This window comes from Desulfonema magnum (assembly GCF_017377395.1).
In the GTDB taxonomy this organism is placed as follows: domain Bacteria; phylum Desulfobacterota; class Desulfobacteria; order Desulfobacterales; family 4be13; genus Desulfonema_C; species Desulfonema_C magnum.
The window spans coordinates 7,183,630-7,200,762 of record NZ_CP061800.1 but is presented as its reverse complement, the minus strand read 5'-3'; the positions used below and the strand labels follow the sequence as shown (position 1 = coordinate 7,200,762).

General features: G+C 44.8%; 16 protein-coding genes. 15 read left to right on the top strand and 1 reads right to left on the bottom strand.

Annotated elements, in window-relative coordinates:
• The first annotated feature begins 950 nt into the window (after positions 1-950).
• The 10 genes from dnm_RS27605 to hemA all read left to right on the top strand — a co-directional run bounded on the left by dnm_RS27605 (position 951) and on the right by hemA (position 10,452).
• Positions 951-1,652 (top strand): cell division ATP-binding protein FtsE, encoded by a 702-nt coding sequence (locus tag dnm_RS27605; RefSeq protein ID WP_246556120.1) that lies wholly within the window; start codon positions 951-953, stop codon positions 1,650-1,652.
• A gap of 4 nt (positions 1,653-1,656) precedes the next feature.
• Positions 1,657-2,574 carry a cell division protein FtsX gene (locus dnm_RS27600; RefSeq protein ID WP_207680097.1) on the top strand — a complete coding sequence of 306 codons (918 nt, stop codon included), beginning with the start codon at positions 1,657-1,659 and terminating at the stop codon, positions 2,572-2,574.
• Between the two features lie 278 nt (positions 2,575-2,852).
• A complete protein-coding gene (locus tag dnm_RS27595) occupies positions 2,853-4,052 on the top strand; it encodes a murein hydrolase activator EnvC family protein (RefSeq protein WP_207680096.1) in 1,200 nt (399 codons plus the stop codon).
• Between the two features lie 120 nt (positions 4,053-4,172).
• Entirely contained in the window at positions 4,173-5,552 is a 1,380-nt protein-coding gene (locus dnm_RS27590) for a S41 family peptidase (protein WP_207680095.1), read from the top strand.
• Positions 5,552-5,677 carry a hypothetical protein gene (locus tag dnm_RS31420; protein WP_276571832.1) on the top strand — a complete coding sequence of 42 codons (126 nt, stop codon included), beginning with the start codon at positions 5,552-5,554 and terminating at the stop codon, positions 5,675-5,677. Before dnm_RS27590 ends, dnm_RS31420 begins: the two co-directional genes overlap by 1 nt.
• Before the next feature lie 19 nt (positions 5,678-5,696).
• Positions 5,697-6,596, top strand: a complete 900-nt coding sequence (locus dnm_RS27585) for a divergent polysaccharide deacetylase family protein (protein ID WP_207680094.1) — start codon at positions 5,697-5,699, stop codon at positions 6,594-6,596.
• A gap of 107 nt (positions 6,597-6,703) precedes the next feature.
• Positions 6,704-7,495 (top strand): MBL fold metallo-hydrolase, encoded by a 792-nt coding sequence (locus dnm_RS27580; RefSeq protein ID WP_207680093.1) that lies wholly within the window; start codon positions 6,704-6,706, stop codon positions 7,493-7,495.
• Positions 7,496-7,569: 74 nt separating this feature from the next.
• Positions 7,570-8,253, top strand: a complete 684-nt coding sequence (locus dnm_RS27575) for a precorrin-2 dehydrogenase/sirohydrochlorin ferrochelatase family protein (protein ID WP_246556118.1) — start codon at positions 7,570-7,572, stop codon at positions 8,251-8,253.
• 56 nt (positions 8,254-8,309) lie between these two features.
• Entirely contained in the window at positions 8,310-9,131 is an 822-nt protein-coding gene (gene ccsB / locus dnm_RS27570) for a c-type cytochrome biogenesis protein CcsB (RefSeq protein WP_246556116.1), read from the top strand.
• A gap of 40 nt (positions 9,132-9,171) precedes the next feature.
• Positions 9,172-10,452 carry a glutamyl-tRNA reductase gene (gene hemA / locus dnm_RS27565; RefSeq protein WP_207680092.1) on the top strand — a complete coding sequence of 427 codons (1,281 nt, stop codon included), beginning with the start codon at positions 9,172-9,174 and terminating at the stop codon, positions 10,450-10,452.
• A gap of 117 nt (positions 10,453-10,569) precedes the next feature.
• Here the strand turns inward: hemA and dnm_RS27560 are convergent, their stop codons facing one another.
• Positions 10,570-10,983: a hypothetical protein gene (locus dnm_RS27560; protein ID WP_207680091.1), complete on the bottom strand. Its 414-nt coding sequence runs from the start codon at positions 10,981-10,983 to the stop codon at positions 10,570-10,572.
• A 144-nt stretch (positions 10,984-11,127) separates the two neighbouring features.
• Between dnm_RS27560 and dnm_RS27555 the strand changes: the two genes are divergently transcribed.
• The 5 genes from dnm_RS27555 (at position 11,128) to dnm_RS27535 (ending at position 17,132) form a co-directional block, all read left to right on the top strand.
• Entirely contained in the window at positions 11,128-12,000 is an 873-nt protein-coding gene (locus dnm_RS27555) for a beta-keto acid cleavage family enzyme (protein ID WP_207680090.1), read from the top strand.
• A 50-nt stretch (positions 12,001-12,050) separates the two neighbouring features.
• Complete coding sequence (locus dnm_RS27550) at positions 12,051-13,241, top strand: amidohydrolase family protein (protein WP_207680089.1); 1,191 nt, start codon at positions 12,051-12,053, stop codon at positions 13,239-13,241.
• Positions 13,242-13,439: 198 nt separating this feature from the next.
• Entirely contained in the window at positions 13,440-14,537 is a 1,098-nt protein-coding gene (locus dnm_RS27545; RefSeq protein ID WP_207680088.1) for a zinc-dependent alcohol dehydrogenase, read from the top strand.
• Positions 14,538-14,892: 355 nt separating this feature from the next.
• Positions 14,893-15,075 (top strand): hypothetical protein, encoded by a 183-nt coding sequence (locus dnm_RS27540; RefSeq protein WP_207680087.1) that lies wholly within the window; start codon positions 14,893-14,895, stop codon positions 15,073-15,075.
• Between the two features lie 278 nt (positions 15,076-15,353).
• Positions 15,354-17,132 (top strand): CFI-box extended C-terminal domain-containing protein, encoded by a 1,779-nt coding sequence (locus dnm_RS27535; protein WP_207680086.1) that lies wholly within the window; start codon positions 15,354-15,356, stop codon positions 17,130-17,132.
• Position 17,133 lies beyond the last annotated feature (1 nt).

Here is a 17,133-nt window from a genome sequence, read left to right as displayed (position 1 = left end):
TTTCGGCAGTGTTCCAAATTCGGATATTGTCCCATATTTATCAAACTGATTCAGAGCGTTATATAGCTTATATCCATAACTGCGGCAGTGGCGTTTTTTTGCACCCTGATCCGGGGGCTTGCCCCGGGCTGTATAAGTACGCCTTTTCAGGACTTTTACAAAATATTTCCCATCTGCTGATTCTTTCCCAGGCAGTTCCCACAGACTTGCTTTTTCAGCAGAAGGGTGCTATTATTTTTATATGAGAGTGTCAGGTGTTAAGTGTTAAGTGTTAGGAAAAATTATAAAACTTTCATCGTTCGTTGTGACCGGCAGCTCATGGCCGTTTATATGAAAGTCCGGAGTGCAAAAATTAAGCGAAGCGGTTTTTTGCAGAAACTTTCATGCCTCTTTGTGACCGTCAGATCATGGCCGTTTATATGAAAGTGTCAGGTGTTAAGTGTTAAGTGTCAGGAAAAACTGTAAAACTTTCATCGTTCGTTGTGACCGGCAGTTCATGGCCGTTTATATGAAAGTGTCAGGTGTTAAGTGTTAAGTGTTAGAAAAAACTGCAAAACTTTCATACTTCGTTGTGACCGGCAGGACATGGGAGTTTATATGAAAGTCATCGGTGATTTGTGATTTGCAATTTGTAATTTGTCCTCTGCCTCGGCTTTCATGGTTCGTTGTGACTGACAGGTCATGCCCGTTTTGATCATAACAAATTAATTTTATTTTTTTTAAAACAGTCTGAATCAGAACAAAACAGATAATAATATTTTCTTAACCAATTCGTTTAAGAAGATGTCATCGGAAATAAATTTACAGCTAAAATCGAAAATAAGAAGTGCCAAACCGCAAGTTTGGCACTCCGGATGTGATGTGGATGATTGCCAAACTGCAAGTTTGGCACTCCGGAGGTGGCTGCTGATTTCCGATAATGTCCGGACTGTTGAGGAGTAAAAATCCGATTGAAATTCAATGATGACAGCGGCTTTATTATTCGGATGTTTCATGTTTACAAGCGTTATGCGTCAAAAAACGCTTTAATTGACATCAACCTTGATATTTCTGAAAATGAATTTCTCTTTATCACCGGTCCCACAGGAGCAGGAAAAACAACGTTGTTAAAGCTGCTTTACTTGGGAGAGCCTGCGTCAGAGGGTCAGATTCTCGTGGGCGGAAGAAGTCTGTCAAGGATTTCCCGAAGGCAGATACCTTTTTTAAGGCGAAAATTCGGGGTCATCTTTCAGAATTACAAGCTTATTCCCACCAAAAATATCTTTGATAATATTGCGCTTGTAGCGGAAGCGGTAGGCACAAAAAAGCGGCTGATCCAAAAAAAGGTGAAAAGTGTGCTGAGAGCGGTGGGCATGGAAGAAAAGCTGAAAGCCTTCCCCCCGGGACTGTCCGGTGGCGAGCAGCAACGCGTGGCAGTTGCGAGAGCCATTGCAGGTAATCCCGGAATAATACTCGCTGATGAGCCTACCGGCAGTCTGGACGCTGAATCCGCCCGCATTATTTTTGATCTTCTCAAAGGACTTCATACCCGGGGAGCCACCGTAATTATCGCAACTCACGATACAGAACTTATCCGCAGAACAGGGGGGCGGGTGGTCCTTCTTGAACAGGGACGTCTGAAAATGTCCACAATCATTCCCAAGCTGAGTTGATCTGATGCTGCGTTTTTTTAAAAGAGCCATACAAGATATCCTGGCAAACAGATTCCTGAATACTGTGACCATTATTTCCATTGCGCTGTCTGTGCTGATCATTGGCGCGTTTGCGCTTTTTTTTATTAATGCAAACGCAGTCATAAATTTTTGGACAAAAGGCATACGGATAATGGCATACCTTGAACCAGATATTCCGGATGAAAAAATTTCAGAGATAAAACAGAAAATTCAGAGAACAGAAGGGGTTCGGGATGTCCGGTTCATTTCAAAAGAAGATGCCCTGGAATTACTCAGAATCCAGATGAAGGAGCAGGCCTCCCTGATTGACAATCTGAATGAAAATCCCCTGCCAAATGCATTTGAAATACACGGCAGAACCGTTATCCGAAACTGGGAAAAATTTGAGGCCCTGGCACAACAAATCCAATCACTCCCGTCAGTGGCAGAAGTGGAATACGGTCAGAAATGGCTTGGAAAATTTATAAATATTTTCAACCTATTCAGATTGACCGGTTATGCAATGAGTTGCCTGTTTTTCATGGCAACGGTGTTTTTTGTGGCAAACACCATCCGGCTTGTGCTTTATTCAAGACATGAGGAAATTGAAATCATGCGTCTGGTCGGGGCTTCTGAGAGTTTTATCAAAGACCCTTTTTATATTCAGAGCCTGATACAGGGAAGCGTGGGCGGCATGATCGGTCTTGGCGTGCTATTTATTGGTTTTAAGTTTGTCATCGGAGATTGGATAGTGGATATCTGGGGCTGGAAATTGGAAATGAACCCTAATTTCGGATTTCCCATTTCAGATTTTCAAATCCGGTTTCTTTCCCCTGAGATTTGCATCGGTATACTCGCGGGGAGCATGTTTGTCGGATGGGTGGGATGTCACCTCTCTCTCAGACAGTTTTTAAAATTATGATGTCAGGGAACTCCGAATAAATAATATATCCGATTCGGGAACTTATGGAAAATGCCGCGCCCCCTGCCGCATTTCACTCGATGTTCAAGTTTTTTGACCCGGTTCGACTAAAAAGCCTGTCATTCCTGCGAAAGCAGGAATCCGTTTTGGGCAGAGGCCGCGCTTCCGGAAGCAGCGGATTCCTGCTTTCGCAGGAATGACAGAAAAAAACTTGAACATCGAGATTTCAGGTATTTTATTTTTTTGGAAAATCCCTTATCGAAGGAGGGCTATCGTTTTTGAAAAGAATCACAATTTTTAACTTTATAATTTTTGTCGGGATATTTTTTTACGGTGTCGGAACTTTCGGATCTCAGACAGATATTAAAATCGAAAGCTTCAAAAAACAAGCCCATGAAATAGATCGTAAAATAGAAAAGAACAAAGCTGAAATAGAAAAGATTGCCCAAAAAGAGAATGCCATCATAAACAGCCTGAATAAAACCGGGGTGGCCATTAACAAAGCCAGAAAACAGGCTCGCTCGCTTCAATCCGAACTGACCGGATTGGAAAACAAAATAAATAAGACCACAGAGGCCTCCCGGAAGCTTATGGAACAAATTAGAATCAGGGAAGATTACGCATCCCGGCGCGTGACTGCCCTTTATAAACTCAGCTATCTGGGCAAAATCCATCTGCTCGCGTCCGCAAATTCCGTAACTGACTTTTTTCAACGCAAAACAAGCCTGGAACGGATTCTTGCGTATGATAAGCATCTGTTGGAAACGCTTGCAGAAGACAAAGCCGACCTTCAGCATGTGCTGGACCATCTGAACGCCCAGAAAAAAGAAAAGCTCTCTCTTGAAGCTGCTCATCAGAAACAAGTCCGTATAATGTCCCGTAAAAAAGCCGAACGCTCAAAACTCCTTGCGAATATCCGTGAAAAAAAATCACTGACACTGGCTTCCATTAAGTCTTTAAAAGCATCTGCAAAGGACCTGGACCAGAAAATTCAACGTCTGCTGGTTCGGAAAACTCGGCGATTAAAAAAACCAGACAAAATCAGACCATCCCAGACCATCTCATCGGGAAAATTCCCTTCTTTCAAAGGCTCACTAAAAATGCCTGTTAACGGCAAGATCATTTCTTTTTTCGGCCCGTACAAACATCCTGAGTTTAATGTGAAGAATTTTCAAAAAGGGATTGACATTCAGTCAGAAAAAGGAAAGCCTGTTCAGGCGGTATGTGAGGGAGAGGTCATTTATTCCGGCTGGCTTAAAGGATACGGCAACATGATCATCATTGATCACGGAGATCATTATTACACCCTTTACGCGCATATCGAAGATATTTTTAAAAAAGAGGGAGACCATGCAGAAACAGGGGAGGTGATCGCCACTGTGGGAGACACAGGTTCTGTAAAAGGGGCCGGATTGCATTTTGAAGTGCGCCATTACGGAAAAGCAATAGATCCTATGAAATGGCTTAAAAAAGGATGAGCAATGCGTAAGGAAGCATTGACAATTGACAATGAACAGGCTAAGATATAAGTTTGTCTTCTGAAGCGTCAGTTTTCAATTTCAGATATTCAATATTCAATAAATACAAGGAGAAACAGGATGGTTCGAAAAAAAAGACAACATTTCAGGCTTTGGCTGGTGGTGGGAATTGCCGTATTATTTTGTACCGTAGGGTCAGGCTTTTACCGCGATCTTTCGGCCGATGATGAGACTTACAAGGGCCTTAAAATATTTTCCGACGTGATTGAACTGGTTGAAAAAAATTATGTTGACCCGGTTGACACAAAAGAGCTGATACAAAAGGCGGTCCAGGGAATGGTCAGCAGCCTTGATCCCCATTCCCAGTTGCTTCCGCCGGAAGCCTTTGAAGAATTGCAGATTGATACCAAAGGTGAATTTGGCGGCATCGGCATTGTCATCACCATGCAAAAGGGGGTTCTTACAGTCATTTCGCCCATTGAGGGAACACCTGCCTACAAAGCAGGGGTCCAGGCCGGGGATATTATTATCAAGGTGGATGGTGAGTCAACCAAGGATATGATGCTGTGGGAAGCTGTGAAGAAGATGAGAGGCCCCGAAGGAGAGCCGGTGACCATCACCATTGTTCGGAAAGGAGAGGCCAAACCCATAGATTTCAATCTGATTCGGGATAATATTCCCATTGAAAGTGTGAAGCATCTTGTGTTAAAACCCGGATACGGGTATGTCCGAATTACCAATTTCCAGGAAAACACAGCTGAAGACCTCAAAGCAGCTTTGGATAAACTTGAGTCAGGGAATACCCCGTTAAAAGGGCTTATTCTTGATCTTCGGGACAATCCGGGCGGGCTGCTTAACCAGGCCATCCGGGTTTCGGACCTTTTTCTTGAAAAGGGAACCATTGTTTCTATCAAAGGCAGGCTGAAAAAACATACAAAGGTTTTTAAGGCACGTCGCGACAGACACAAACGCAATTATCCCATTGTCACCCTGATTAACGGCGGAAGTGCCAGCGCATCAGAGATTGTTGCCGGCGCGTTGCAGGATCATAAGCGGGCCGTCATACTCGGAACAACCTCTTTTGGCAAAGGCTCTGTCCAGACGGTGGAAACCTTACGGGATGGCTATGGCCTTAAATTCACAATTGCCAGATATTACACCCCCAATGAACGTTCTATCCAGGCCCAGGGCATTGAGCCTGATATTGAAGTAAAAACCAGGTTCATAGAAGAGGAGGAAAATGGCGAGGAGGAAGATGGCCTGCTGAAAGAAAAAGATCTCAAAAACCATCTTGAAGCATATCCTGAGGAGGAAGAAACAGAGGGGACAGAATCTGAACCTGATGATAAAGAGGACGGGGGTAAAAAGAAGTCAAAGAAGCGTAAAACTGACTACAGGTATGGGCCTCTTAACATCGAAGGACTTCAGGAAGACAACCAGATTATGCGTGCGCTTGAGATACTGGTCGGTTATGGTATTTTCAAGGAAAGTCGTTATTAGTGCGTGATCGTACTGACTCTGATGAGTTGTTTTCGATGATCTGCGAGGTTTTCAAAACCTCGCAGGTCTGGTATATTACCCGTCAGAATTATTTTGGCGGAACTTGGTTATTAGCTGAAAAATGATGAGTACTCATAATTTCAAATGGCTGAAAAAAAAGAAGGGACAGAAAAAAAACCTGTTTTAAGAACCTGTTTTAAAAGGTTTGTCCCGGGATTGCCGCTTTTGCTGTTGCTGGCTGTTCTTCTGGGATATATTTCCCATTGTTCATTTTATGCTAAAAAAGAACCCTTGGCTCACAACACGCCGACATTTGAAATCTATCCCAAAGAGGCGGTTGTTCCCCGGACACGGATTCCCAAACCAGGTCCTCTTTTGCCCAAAGTGGCTATTATCATAGATGACATGGGATATGACAGCGTTATCGCTAAAAAATTTATTGATCTTGACGCGGCCATCACATTTTCCATTTTCCCTTACAGCCCGTTTCAGAAAAAAATTATCAGGATGGCCAGAGCAAAGGGAAACGATATCATGCTCCATCTGCCCATGGAACCCATGGAATATCCCGTGGTTGACCCCGGACCGGGAGCGCTGCTTACCTCAATGTCGCCGGAGCAGATCGTGAGCCAGCTTGAAAAAAACCTGAACACGGTTCCTTTTATCAAAGGTGTCAATAATCACATGGGATCCAGGATGACCACTGTCTCAAATCAGATGTATCAGATTTTATCTGTGCTGAAGAAAAGAGGACTTTTTTTTATTGACAGTTTCACAACAATGGACAGCATTTGTAAATCCTCAGCCCGTTTATTACAGGTTCCTTTTGCACAAAGAGATGTGTTTCTGGATCATATTCAGCATCCGGATGTCATCCGCAGGCAAATAAAACACCTGATCCGTGTTGCCAATAATTACGGTGAGGCCGTGGGAATAGGACATCCCCATATGGTGACCTATCAGATTTTGCATGAGATGCTGCCGCTGCTCAGGAAAAAGGTCCGGCTTGTTCCGGCTTCCGAGGTGGTGCATACCATTGGCTGATATGCTGTTTTTCTGATACTGATCTGTAGCGTATATTTTCAGCAGAAACTGCTGTTTCAGCCTGTCAGGCCATTGCCGGCAGATGGAAAAAAAGAGAAACAATATTGATGAGTTTGGATACGAAAAAGGAAATATCTGTCACCATACTTGGCTCAGGCACTTGCGTTCCTTCGCTCACACGGAGCGCATGCGCTGCCCTGATGGAAATCGGCAAAACAAAGCTGCTGTTTGATGTGGGCCCCGGAACCATGAGACAGCTTCTGAAAGCAGATACCACAATTTTTGATATTGCCTTTATTTTTCTCAGCCATTTTCATCCTGACCACTCAGGTGAGCTGGTCCCGTTTTTGTTTTCCAACAAATACTCCGGAGGAAAACAGCGGAAAACCTCACTTACCATTGTGGCAGGAAAGGGATTTTTCCAATTTTATAACAAACTGAAAAACGTCTATGGTCATTGGATAGAACCTGATCCGGAATTTTTTAAGATTATCGAACTTGACAACAGGGCTTTTGATCGCTACAAATTTAATGATTTCACAGTGGAATCCGCTCCCGTGGAACACAACGAAGAAAGCCTTGCCTACAAAATCAGCAGTTCAGGCGGAATATCGGTTGTTTATTCCGGGGATACGGATTTCAGCGAAAATCTTATAAAACTGGCCCGGGATGCGGAACTTTTTATTTGCGAATCCGCGCTGCCGGATAACTTGAAGGTCAGAGGGCATCTGACACCGTGTCTGGCCGGTGAGATTGCGACACAGGCAAATGTGAAAAGACTGATGCTTACCCATTTTTATCCTGAATGTGAACACGCGGATATTGAAAAAGAATGTCGTAAAACCTATACCGGACAGTTGGCTTTGGCAGAGGATATGATGAAAATAACCATTTGTTAAGCTGATGATTCCCTCGGAACGGTTTAAGGTCATCAGCAGGCCGGATGGTCAGCAGGCAACAATGAAATAACAAAATGAATCGAACCAATATGAAATACTACCCTGTAAACCTTGATGTACAAAGTCGAAGATGTCTGGTGGTGGGGGGCGGAAAAGTGGGCACTCGGAAAGTGATGACACTTTTGGAGTGCGGCGCCATGGTGACAGTTGTCAGCCCTGAGGCCACAAAAAAACTCATAGAACTTGCCGACAGCAAATCAATCACATTAAAAAAACGGCATTACCAGACAGCCGATCTTGTCGGGACGTTCCTTGTTATCGGCGCGACAGACAAAGAAGAATTGAACTGGCGGATCCATGTTGATGCGGAACGGATGAACAAACTGTGCAATATTGCTGACCGTCCCGAAGCCTGTAATTTTATTCTTCCGTCTGTTGTCAGCCAGGGAGATCTGATTCTTTCCATTTCCACTTCCGGAAAAAGTCCGGCTTTTGCGAAAAAACTGCGGGAAGATCTTGAAAAACAGTTCGGAGAGGAATATGCTGAGTTTCTTCATCTGATGGGAGCCATACGGAAAAAACTTTTAATACAAGATCATCACGCGCCCGACGACCATAAGCCTGTTTTTGAAAAGCTGATAAAAAAGGGCCTGCTTGAAATGATTCGGGACGGCAAAAAAGAAGAAACAGACCATCTGCTTGTTCAGGTTCTTGGCAAGGGATATGAATTTGAATCACTAACAAAAAAAGTGGGGTAAGTACAGATTTATCCGTCATCGGATATATCTCCATACCTGCAAACAGAGTATGATCAGTGGAACTTATCATTATTTTTACGATTTTATTTTATATGCTAAGTACGGCAGCATATTTTTCATACCTTTTTCTTCAGAAAAATTATCTGCACAGATCAGGGTTCTGTCTGCTGGGAGTCGGCTTCGTCTGCCATTCAGTGTTCATTGGTTACGAATTTGCAACATCAGGACTTCTCCCTGTTCATAATCTTCATGAAACCCTTTTGCTGGTCGGATGGACCATTGCCGGTGTTTTTCTTATGGTCCAGTATAAATTCAACCTGAAAGTACTTGGCATATACGCTGCCCCGCTTGCAACCCTTGTGATAGTCATTTCATCTCAGTTGCCGAGGGAACCGTCACAGGTCAAAAATATCTTTAACAGTTTCTGGCTTATCCTTCATGTGATGATTATTTTTATCGGCGAGGCCTCATTTGCCCTGGCCTGCGGTGCCGGAGTGCTGTATCTTATTCAGGAAAATGCGATAAAAAACAAAAATCATGGTTTTTTTTTCAAACGTCTTCCTTCGCTGGAGCTGATTGACAGCACAGGCTATGCCTGTATTGCGACAGGTTTCACCCTGCTCTCGCTGGGGCTTATTACCGGTTTTGTATATGCCAAACTGGTCTGGGGCAGATTATGGAGCTGGGATCCCAAAGAAGTATGGTCCGGCATCACATGGCTTTTGTATGCGGTTTTGCTCCATGAACGCCTTGTGTTGGGATGGCGGGGCCGCAAATCGGCAATTATGGCTATCATCGGATTTGCAGTCCTTTTATTTACTTTCTTTGGCGTCAATTTTCTTTTGGAAGGGCACCATGGAGAATTTACAAAATGGTAAAAACAGTGGTCACTGACCACTGACAACTAATAGCTGACTTATGTTCGATATTGTATTATTGGGATTAAATCATAAAACAGCGCCGGTGGAAATCAGGGAATGCCTTGCGTTCTCAAAAGATGAAACTGCTGTCGCACTGCAAGCCTTTCAGGAACACCCCTCTATTATAGAATCCATTATTCTTTCGACCTGTAATCGTGTGGAAATTCTTATAACGACAGAGAGCGCCCCCGATGCCGTGGAAGCAGCCAGAACCTATATTTCCGAATTCAAGAACATACCTGTTAATGAATTTGAAGGGAGCCTTTACATCCATAACGGGGACGAAGCTGTGAGGCATCTCTTCAGGGTTGCGTCCAGCCTGGATTCGATGATGGTGGGAGAACCTCAGATCCTGGGACAGATAAAAGATGCTTATCGGACGGCCACTTTGACCAAAACATCCGGTGTTGTTTTAAACCGGCTGCTGCATAAAACATTTTCTGTGGCAAAACGGGTCAGGACAGAAACCGGCATCGGAGATCATGCGGTTTCAATCAGTTATGCGGCCATTGAACTGGGACGTAAAATTTTCGGCACGCTTGAAGGAAAAAAAGTGCTGCTGATCGGGGCAGGCGAAATGGCCGAGCTTGCAGTGGAACACCTGATCCGAAACAGGGCCGGTGATATCTTTGTCGCCAACAGAACCTTTGAACGCGGCCTGGGGCTTGCAAAAAAATTCAATGGCAAAGCCATCCGGTTTGAAGAGATTACAGAATATCTCAAACTTGCGGATATTATCATCAGTTCAACAGGGGCCGCGGACTACGTTATCAGACATGACCAGGTAAAAGGGCGTATGCGTGTCAGAAAAAACCGTCCGCTTTTTTTTATTGATATTGCCGTTCCCCGTGATATTGACCCGGGAATCAACCGGCTGTCCAATGCTTATGTTTATGACATTGATGATTTAAAAGGCGTGATCGAAGAAAACATTGAGGACCGCAACAGGGAAGCGATCAAAGCCGAGAGAATCATTGATGAAGCTGTGATCAGTTATCATCAGTGGCATGAGAGCCTGGAAGCGGTGCCGACCATTGTTGCGCTAAGAAACAAAATAGATGCCATTGCAAAAACAGAGGTGCAAAAAACTCTGAATTCTTTAAGTCATCTGCCAGAGCATGACTGCCAGGCCATCAGCAGAATGACGGATGCGCTTATCAATAAAATCCTCCATAATCCCACGCTTTTTTTAAAGAATGGCAACGAATGTCACGGGGATAAGTCCGCTTATCTTGATATGACACGAAAGCTTTTTAAGCTTGATGAAGAAGATAACTGATAATTGACTGATTATAAAGGATTTGGGGGAGGCTTTACATAATTTCAGTATGTCCATAAAGACTGCCTAAGTGCTGAAAATTCCGGAAATTTGATCTTACAGATGAGCGATCACTTTTCAGCTCTTATAGGCTTTAAGAAAAAGATTATCCGGAGTGCCAAACTGCAAGTTTGGCACGCCGGAGTGAAATCTTGCCAAACTGCAAGTTTGGCACGCCGGAGTGAAATCTTGCCAAACTGCAAGTTTGGCACTCCGGAGTGAAATTTTGCCAAACTGCAAGTTTGGCACTCCGGAGTGAAATTTTGCCAAACTGCAAGTTTGGCACTCCGGAGTGAAATTTTGCCAAACTTCAAGTTTGGCACTCCGGAGTGAAATTTTGCCAAACTGAAAGTTCGGCACGCCGGAGTGAAATTTTGCCAAACTGCAAGTTCGGCACGCCGGAGTGAAATCTTGCCAAACTGCAAGTTTGGCACGCCGGAGTGAAATCTTGCCAAACTGCAAGTTTGGCACGCCGGAGTGAAATCTTGCCAAACTGCAAGTTCGGCACTCCGGAGTGAAATCTTGCCAAACTGCAAGTTTGGCACTCCGGAGTCAGAGACAAGATGCTGTTTCCTCATAACATCCGGAAAGCGAAAATCGGAAACTGATCGCTCAGTTTAGAATGGAACATCATTTATGAATTCAAATAAAATCGTTATCACGGCCGCGGTCACCGGTTCATTCGGAGATCGCTCTGTTTCTTCCCTTCCCATAACACCGGAGGAAATCGCCAACAGCGCGCTTGAGGCTTATGAGGCCGGCGCATCTGTTGCCCACATTCATGTCCGGGATGTGGACACAGGGAGGCCGTCCATGGCTTTTGAGCTTTACGAAGAAGTGGTTCAGCGCATCCGGGACCGCTCGGACATGATTCTCAACCTCACCACAGGAGCCGGGGCCCGTTTTGCCCCGGATGATCAGGAACCCGTAGGCTTTGCGCCGGAGTCCACCTTATGTTCGCCGCAAAAACGCATTGATCATGTGGTGCGATTAAAGCCTGAGATATGTTCCCTGGATCTCGGTTCTGTCAATTTCGGCTCCCATGTGTTTGTCAACTGCCTGCCGCATGTGGAACAAATGGCGGAACAAATCCAAAAGGCCGGTGTCAAACCTGAGATGGAGATTTTTGATTTGGGAGATATCGAAATCGCCAATCATCTTCTGAAAACAGGAATCGTTCAAGGGCCGCCCCTTTTTCAACTCTGCCTGGGCATCAAATGGGGCGCGCCTGCAACGCCGCAAAATATGATCAGTATGAAACAGTCCCTGCCTCAGGATGCGATATGGGGAGCCTTCAGTATCGGAGCAGCCTCATTTCCCATGATGACTCAGTCCGCACTTCTGGGGGGAAATGTACGCGTGGGGCTGGAGGATAACCTGTACATGGAAAAGAATAGACGAGCCTCCGGCAACAAACCATTGGTGGAGAAAGCCGTAACCATTCTCCGCCTCTTGGAAAAAGAGCCCGCGACACCCGACGAAGTCAGAGAGAGGCTTCAACTAAATTGAGAATTGAGAATTGACAAGAGAGATGCTTCAGTTCAACAGGAAATTATAAAATGTGCAAAGGCATATCGCAAATACTCCTGAAAAATGGCCTGATTATTGATCCGTCTCAAAAGATTCACCAAAAAGGCTCCGTAGTGATCCGTGACGGAAAAATCCTCTCGGTGGGAGAGGATGTCTCTGACACGGAGATGATGACGGTGTTTGATATGGAGGGCAAAATTATCACTCCGGGGCTTATAGACCTTCATTGTCATCCGGCCGCAGGGTTTGCCAGTATCGGGGTTCCGGAAGAGGAGATCGGATTAAAATCAGGTGTCACTCTTTTAGGTGACGCGGGAACCGCAGGATCAGCAAATTTCGAGGCCATGCGTCTGTTCATCGTTAATCCCGCGAACACAGATATTTTGTGTTTTCTGAATCTGGCAAGCGCGGGGCTGATCAGACTCCCTGAAATTCGTACTGAAAACGATACAGATATTGAAGAAGCCCGGGACGTGATCTCAGCGAACAAGGATATTATCAGGGGCGTTAAGGTCAGGGCCGTCGAACCCCTGGCTCACGGACCCGGGATAAAAGGAATAGAGCTTGCGAAAAAACTGGCGAGCGATGCCAATCTTCCCCTTATGATGCATGTGGGCGAAACCAGGCCCCGGGTCAGCGACGATAAGATGGATGATTTCTCGCGTGCAGCAGTTTCACTGCTTGAGAAGGGAGATATTCTCAGTCATTATCTTACATGGGAGCCGGGCGGCATGATCTTAGCGGACGGAACGGTTTATCCCGAACTTGAGGCGGCCCGGAAACGTGGGGTGATACTTGATTCAAGCCACGGACTCAACCATTTCAGTTTCACCGTTGCCCGCCATGCCATTTCCAAAGGGCTGATTCCCACAGTCATCAGCACGGATCTTTGTTCACCGGTTTTATCATCAGCGCCGTCGCTTGCGGTGGTGATGTCCAAATTCATTCACCTGGGGCTGAGTCTGGATCAGGTCATTGAGATGACCACCATTCAGCCGGCCAAAGCCCTGGGAGAGGAAAAAAAGCGCGGGAGTTTAAAACCCGGCATGACTGCTGATATTACGGTGATGGAACTGACCAAAGGAAATTATATTTTCAGGGACGGTACAAATGGCGAGACTTTGCACGGCGAAGTTTTGTTAGAACCCAGAATGGTGTTCAAAGCAGGAGAGGTTATGCCGGCGTATTCCCGCTATCATATACCACCTGCTTTCACATAAGGGATTTCCCCAAATTTAAATCAGTTCGTAATTCCGCCTTTAGGCGGTGTGTCATCGCCTAAAGGCGGAACTACGAACTTTGGAGCGCAAAAATGAGCCGTCAGATGCGACTTTTTTTGTGTTTTCTTTACGTTACCAGCCACGACACGACAGTCCTGAGTCAGACAACAGGCGCGAAAATCATAATCAGGAGGTAAGATGAAGAAATTTTCCCGGGCAATGGTACTCACAGGTCCCCGTAAGATGGAGATGCAGACATTTCATCTGCCGGAAATCGGCGAGAATGACGGTCTGCTTGAGGTGGAACTCGCGGGAGTCTGCGGCTCGGATCCCGGAATTTATCGAGGTGTGCCCACTCACGGTCCCCGGCCATTTCCTCTTATTATGGGGCATGAAATCGTGGGAAGAGTCGCCAAGATGGGAAAAACCGCACAGAAACGCTTGGGAGTTGCCGAAGGAGACCGTGTGGTCATTGAATATGCGTTTGGCTGCGGAATGTGCGAGTCCTGTCTCACGGGCGCATATTCAACATGCGAGAACAAGTATTTCTACGGATCCATGATCTCATGCCTGGAATCGCCGCATTTGTTTGGCGCATACAGTGAATATCTCTATATCCACCCACAGGCCAAAGTTCATAAAATCGGCGATGAAATCTCACCTGAGATCGGCGTTCTCATTTGTGCGGTGCTGGGCAATGGCATCCGATGGTTAAGGCGGATCGGCGGTGTATCCGTCGGCGATACGGTGGCTATTATCGGCCCGGGCCAGCAGGGACTCGCGGCAGCCGCTGTGGCAAGGGAATCAGGAGCAAACCCCATTTATGTCATTGGCCTCTCACGGGATAAGGACAGGCTGGACATGGCAAGACGTTTCGGAGCGCACCGAACGATAAACGCGGATGAGGAGAATCCCTGGAAAGTTATTTCTGATGAGACCCATGGCAGACTGGCTGACGTTGTTACGGACCTCAGCGGAAATCCTGCCGGGGCCGAACTTGCGCTCTCACTGGCTGGGAAAAAAGCCACAGTCGTGCTGCCCGGCATTTACAAAGGCAAAAAGGCAACACTGAATCTGGATCACGCGGTGCTGAATGAGATAAAAATATTCGGCGCGTATTCCCAGAATTTCCAATCTGTCCGAGCTGCCATAAAAATGGTCTGCCAGGCCCGATACCCTTTTGAAGAAATGATTACCCATCGTTTTCCTCTCAAAGATGCGGAACAGGCGGTTCGGATGGCAGCCGGTGAGGAAAAGGAGATTCCTGTCAAAGTGGTGATTGAGCCTTGGAACTGATCCGTGGTAAATTGCAGACTCCCGGTGTGCTTCTCCAGGCTCTCCTCCGTGTTGCGAAAAATATTCCGCTGCCTCATCTGTAAGCTCCTGCCATAGCAGAATGAGAAGTCCGCACAATACCTCATCGCGAATATCATGTGCCTTCATGGGCAGGTTTCTTTTTATCCTTATCACTTTCTGTACAACGTTTTCCAACCCTTTTTCTGTTTTTTTACCACGAGATCGTCAGCCCATATATTCACGGGAAGAAACCCGGTTCTTTCCGGGATAACCGCCGGTCATTCATGCGAAAGTAGGAACTCATAGCTCCCGGAAGTGCGGTATCTGCCAGAAATGGATTCCTGCTTTCGCAGGAATGACAAAAAAATTTGGTTATGAGTGTAAAAAATTTTTGCACAGGTACTTATCATTCCGAAGACCGCCGAACCATCGCATCACCTTTGTTATCTGTACGAGTAAACACGCAAAAGCCATCGCAACTGAGGAATTGCTCAGACAGGCGTATGCCGGGCATTTCAACGGACTTCCCCGCACATGAACACAGGCAGGACTGCTGGGAAAAATCAACCAACACATGGAAAATGCTTGCAAAATTTTTCTGATTCTGACATAATTTTAAATTTGTAATAAAATAACAGCAGTGTGTCAGTTTTGGACATAAATCCATATAACCATTTTAAACAATTAAATAAATATGCTTATAAAACCGATTTGGGAATATGACCTGTTTTTTTTAGCCTTTGTGCGTTTTCCAGAAAAAAATGCTCCCCCAAAAATGCAGGCTGTTTTTTTGATTTCTAAACGTAACTTTCTGAAATGAATTTTATTCTGAACAACCCTTTCCGCATTTTAGGTTTGCCTGTCACAGCTTCGGAAAGAGAGATCACAAAAAGAATATCTGATCTGACCATTTTTGCTGAGATGGGTAAATCCAAAACTTATGATACGGATTTTCTTTTTCTTTCGAGTTTTCAAAGAACTCCTGAAACAATCAGGGAAGCCTCCGCTCGTATTGAACAGCCTGAAAACAAAATATTTCATGCCCTGTTCTGGTTCTGGAAACATAACAATGCGGACAAAGTGGCTTTTGATTTGTTAAAGAACGGCGACGTTGAAAAAGCCGCAGATGTATGGGCGCAATGTGTTCATGTCGGAAACATATCCTCTGAAAATTATTCAAATATCAGAAACCTTTTCGTGTTATATCTGGGACTGGCCGCGAATGATCATCTCCCGTCTCCCATAAAACAGGATTTTTTTTTAAAAGGGATAAACCTTGGCGGTAACGTATTCAATAATGATCTGTCAGAAGCGTATGTCCGCGCTGTCGCAGGGGCGGACTGTTCCTTGGATAAAGAAAAAATAAACAAGTCTTTTGCTGATGAAGTATTTCGGTTTTTCCAAAACTATCCGGATAAAACAGACAGGATCACCATACAGGCATTATTGCACAGTTTCACGTCCTTTCCTGATGAAATTGTCTCTTATCTGACTGGGAAATTTACAGATAGGCCGATCCGACGCATTGAAACCGAAATTGAAAAAATCAGGAAACAAAGAACAGAGAATGCCTTTCATTCGGATCAGTACGGGGAAAAGCTTTATAAAAATACCCGGAACGATTTGACTTATCTGAAGCGTGTGATATTTAAAGAACTCAGACATATTCAAAACGCGGGATATCCGGGAGCGTCCGCGTTTCAATATCAGATCATTGCTGATCAGCTGGCAAATGAAATACTCCAATGTGCGATTGATTATTTCAATACATCAATAAAACAGGGTGCGGCTCATTATCCCGGGAAAAAGGCATTAACAATTGCAATGTACAGCGCATCTGTGGCCGCGGGTGAAAGAATTAAGAGCAGAATTAAAGAAAATTGCTCAGTCATGGAAACCTGGATAAAAGCAAAGTCTGAAAGAGAGCTGCAAAAGGAAATACAGATCCTTGGTGACGACATTGCAGAACAATTAAGCAGCCTTTCAGAGACAATTTCAGCCTCGGAACTTCATGAACTGCCGATTATTGTTCAAAATCTGTTTGAGCGTTGTATATATAAACTGATCATAATCAAAGAATATCTCGGATCAGACAACCCTGAGTATTTAAAATTAAGCAGTGCTGTGGCAAACAATGCGTCGGATTTATGTATGGCATATGCCAGCCGGACCAAAGCATATGAAAAGACAATAAACGTGATGAAAGACATCGGCACGCTGGACATGACACCTCAGATAAAAGAAAAATATGACAAAAATAATGAATTCCTGCATCATAAAAGAGAACATGAAATAATGAATGCGCTCCGGACGTCCGGTTCCGCTGATAAACATCAGCAGGCATTGTCCGATGAGAAAGAAAAATGCTGTTATATTGCTACCATGGTTTATGGTGACAGTGAATCGCCCGAGGTTTTGGCACTGAGAAAATTCAGAGATACAATATTAAAGAATTATCATTTGGGAAGAGTGTTTATCAGGCTTTATTACAGATGGTCGCCGCTTTTTGTCTCAAAATTTAAAGATTCAAAAGCAATGAACAAGGCAATTGAGATTTTACTAAACCAATTTCTTAAACTGAGAGTTGAAAACTGAC

What these genes read in the sequence shown, in the direction of transcription:
- dnm_RS27600 (WP_207680097.1), top strand. Translation starts at nt 1,657, where the DNA reads ATGCTGCGTTTTTTTAAAAGAGCCATACAAGATATCCTGGCAAACAGA.
- dnm_RS27590 (WP_207680095.1), top strand. Translation starts at nt 4,173, where the DNA reads ATGGTTCGAAAAAAAAGACAACATTTCAGGCTTTGGCTGGTGGTGGGA.
- dnm_RS27585 (WP_207680094.1), top strand. Translation starts at nt 5,697, where the DNA reads ATGGCTGAAAAAAAAGAAGGGACAGAAAAAAAACCTGTTTTAAGAACC.
- dnm_RS27580 (WP_207680093.1), top strand. Translation starts at nt 6,704, where the DNA reads ATGAGTTTGGATACGAAAAAGGAAATATCTGTCACCATACTTGGCTCA.
- dnm_RS27575 (WP_246556118.1), top strand. Translation starts at nt 7,570, where the DNA reads ATGAATCGAACCAATATGAAATACTACCCTGTAAACCTTGATGTACAA.
- hemA (WP_207680092.1), top strand. Translation starts at nt 9,172, where the DNA reads ATGTTCGATATTGTATTATTGGGATTAAATCATAAAACAGCGCCGGTG.
- dnm_RS27555 (WP_207680090.1), top strand. Translation starts at nt 11,128, where the DNA reads ATGAATTCAAATAAAATCGTTATCACGGCCGCGGTCACCGGTTCATTC.
- dnm_RS27550 (WP_207680089.1), top strand. Translation starts at nt 12,051, where the DNA reads ATGTGCAAAGGCATATCGCAAATACTCCTGAAAAATGGCCTGATTATT.
- dnm_RS27545 (WP_207680088.1), top strand. Translation starts at nt 13,440, where the DNA reads ATGAAGAAATTTTCCCGGGCAATGGTACTCACAGGTCCCCGTAAGATG.
- dnm_RS27540 (WP_207680087.1), top strand. Translation starts at nt 14,893, where the DNA reads ATGACAAAAAAATTTGGTTATGAGTGTAAAAAATTTTTGCACAGGTAC.
- dnm_RS27535 (WP_207680086.1), top strand. Translation starts at nt 15,354, where the DNA reads ATGAATTTTATTCTGAACAACCCTTTCCGCATTTTAGGTTTGCCTGTC.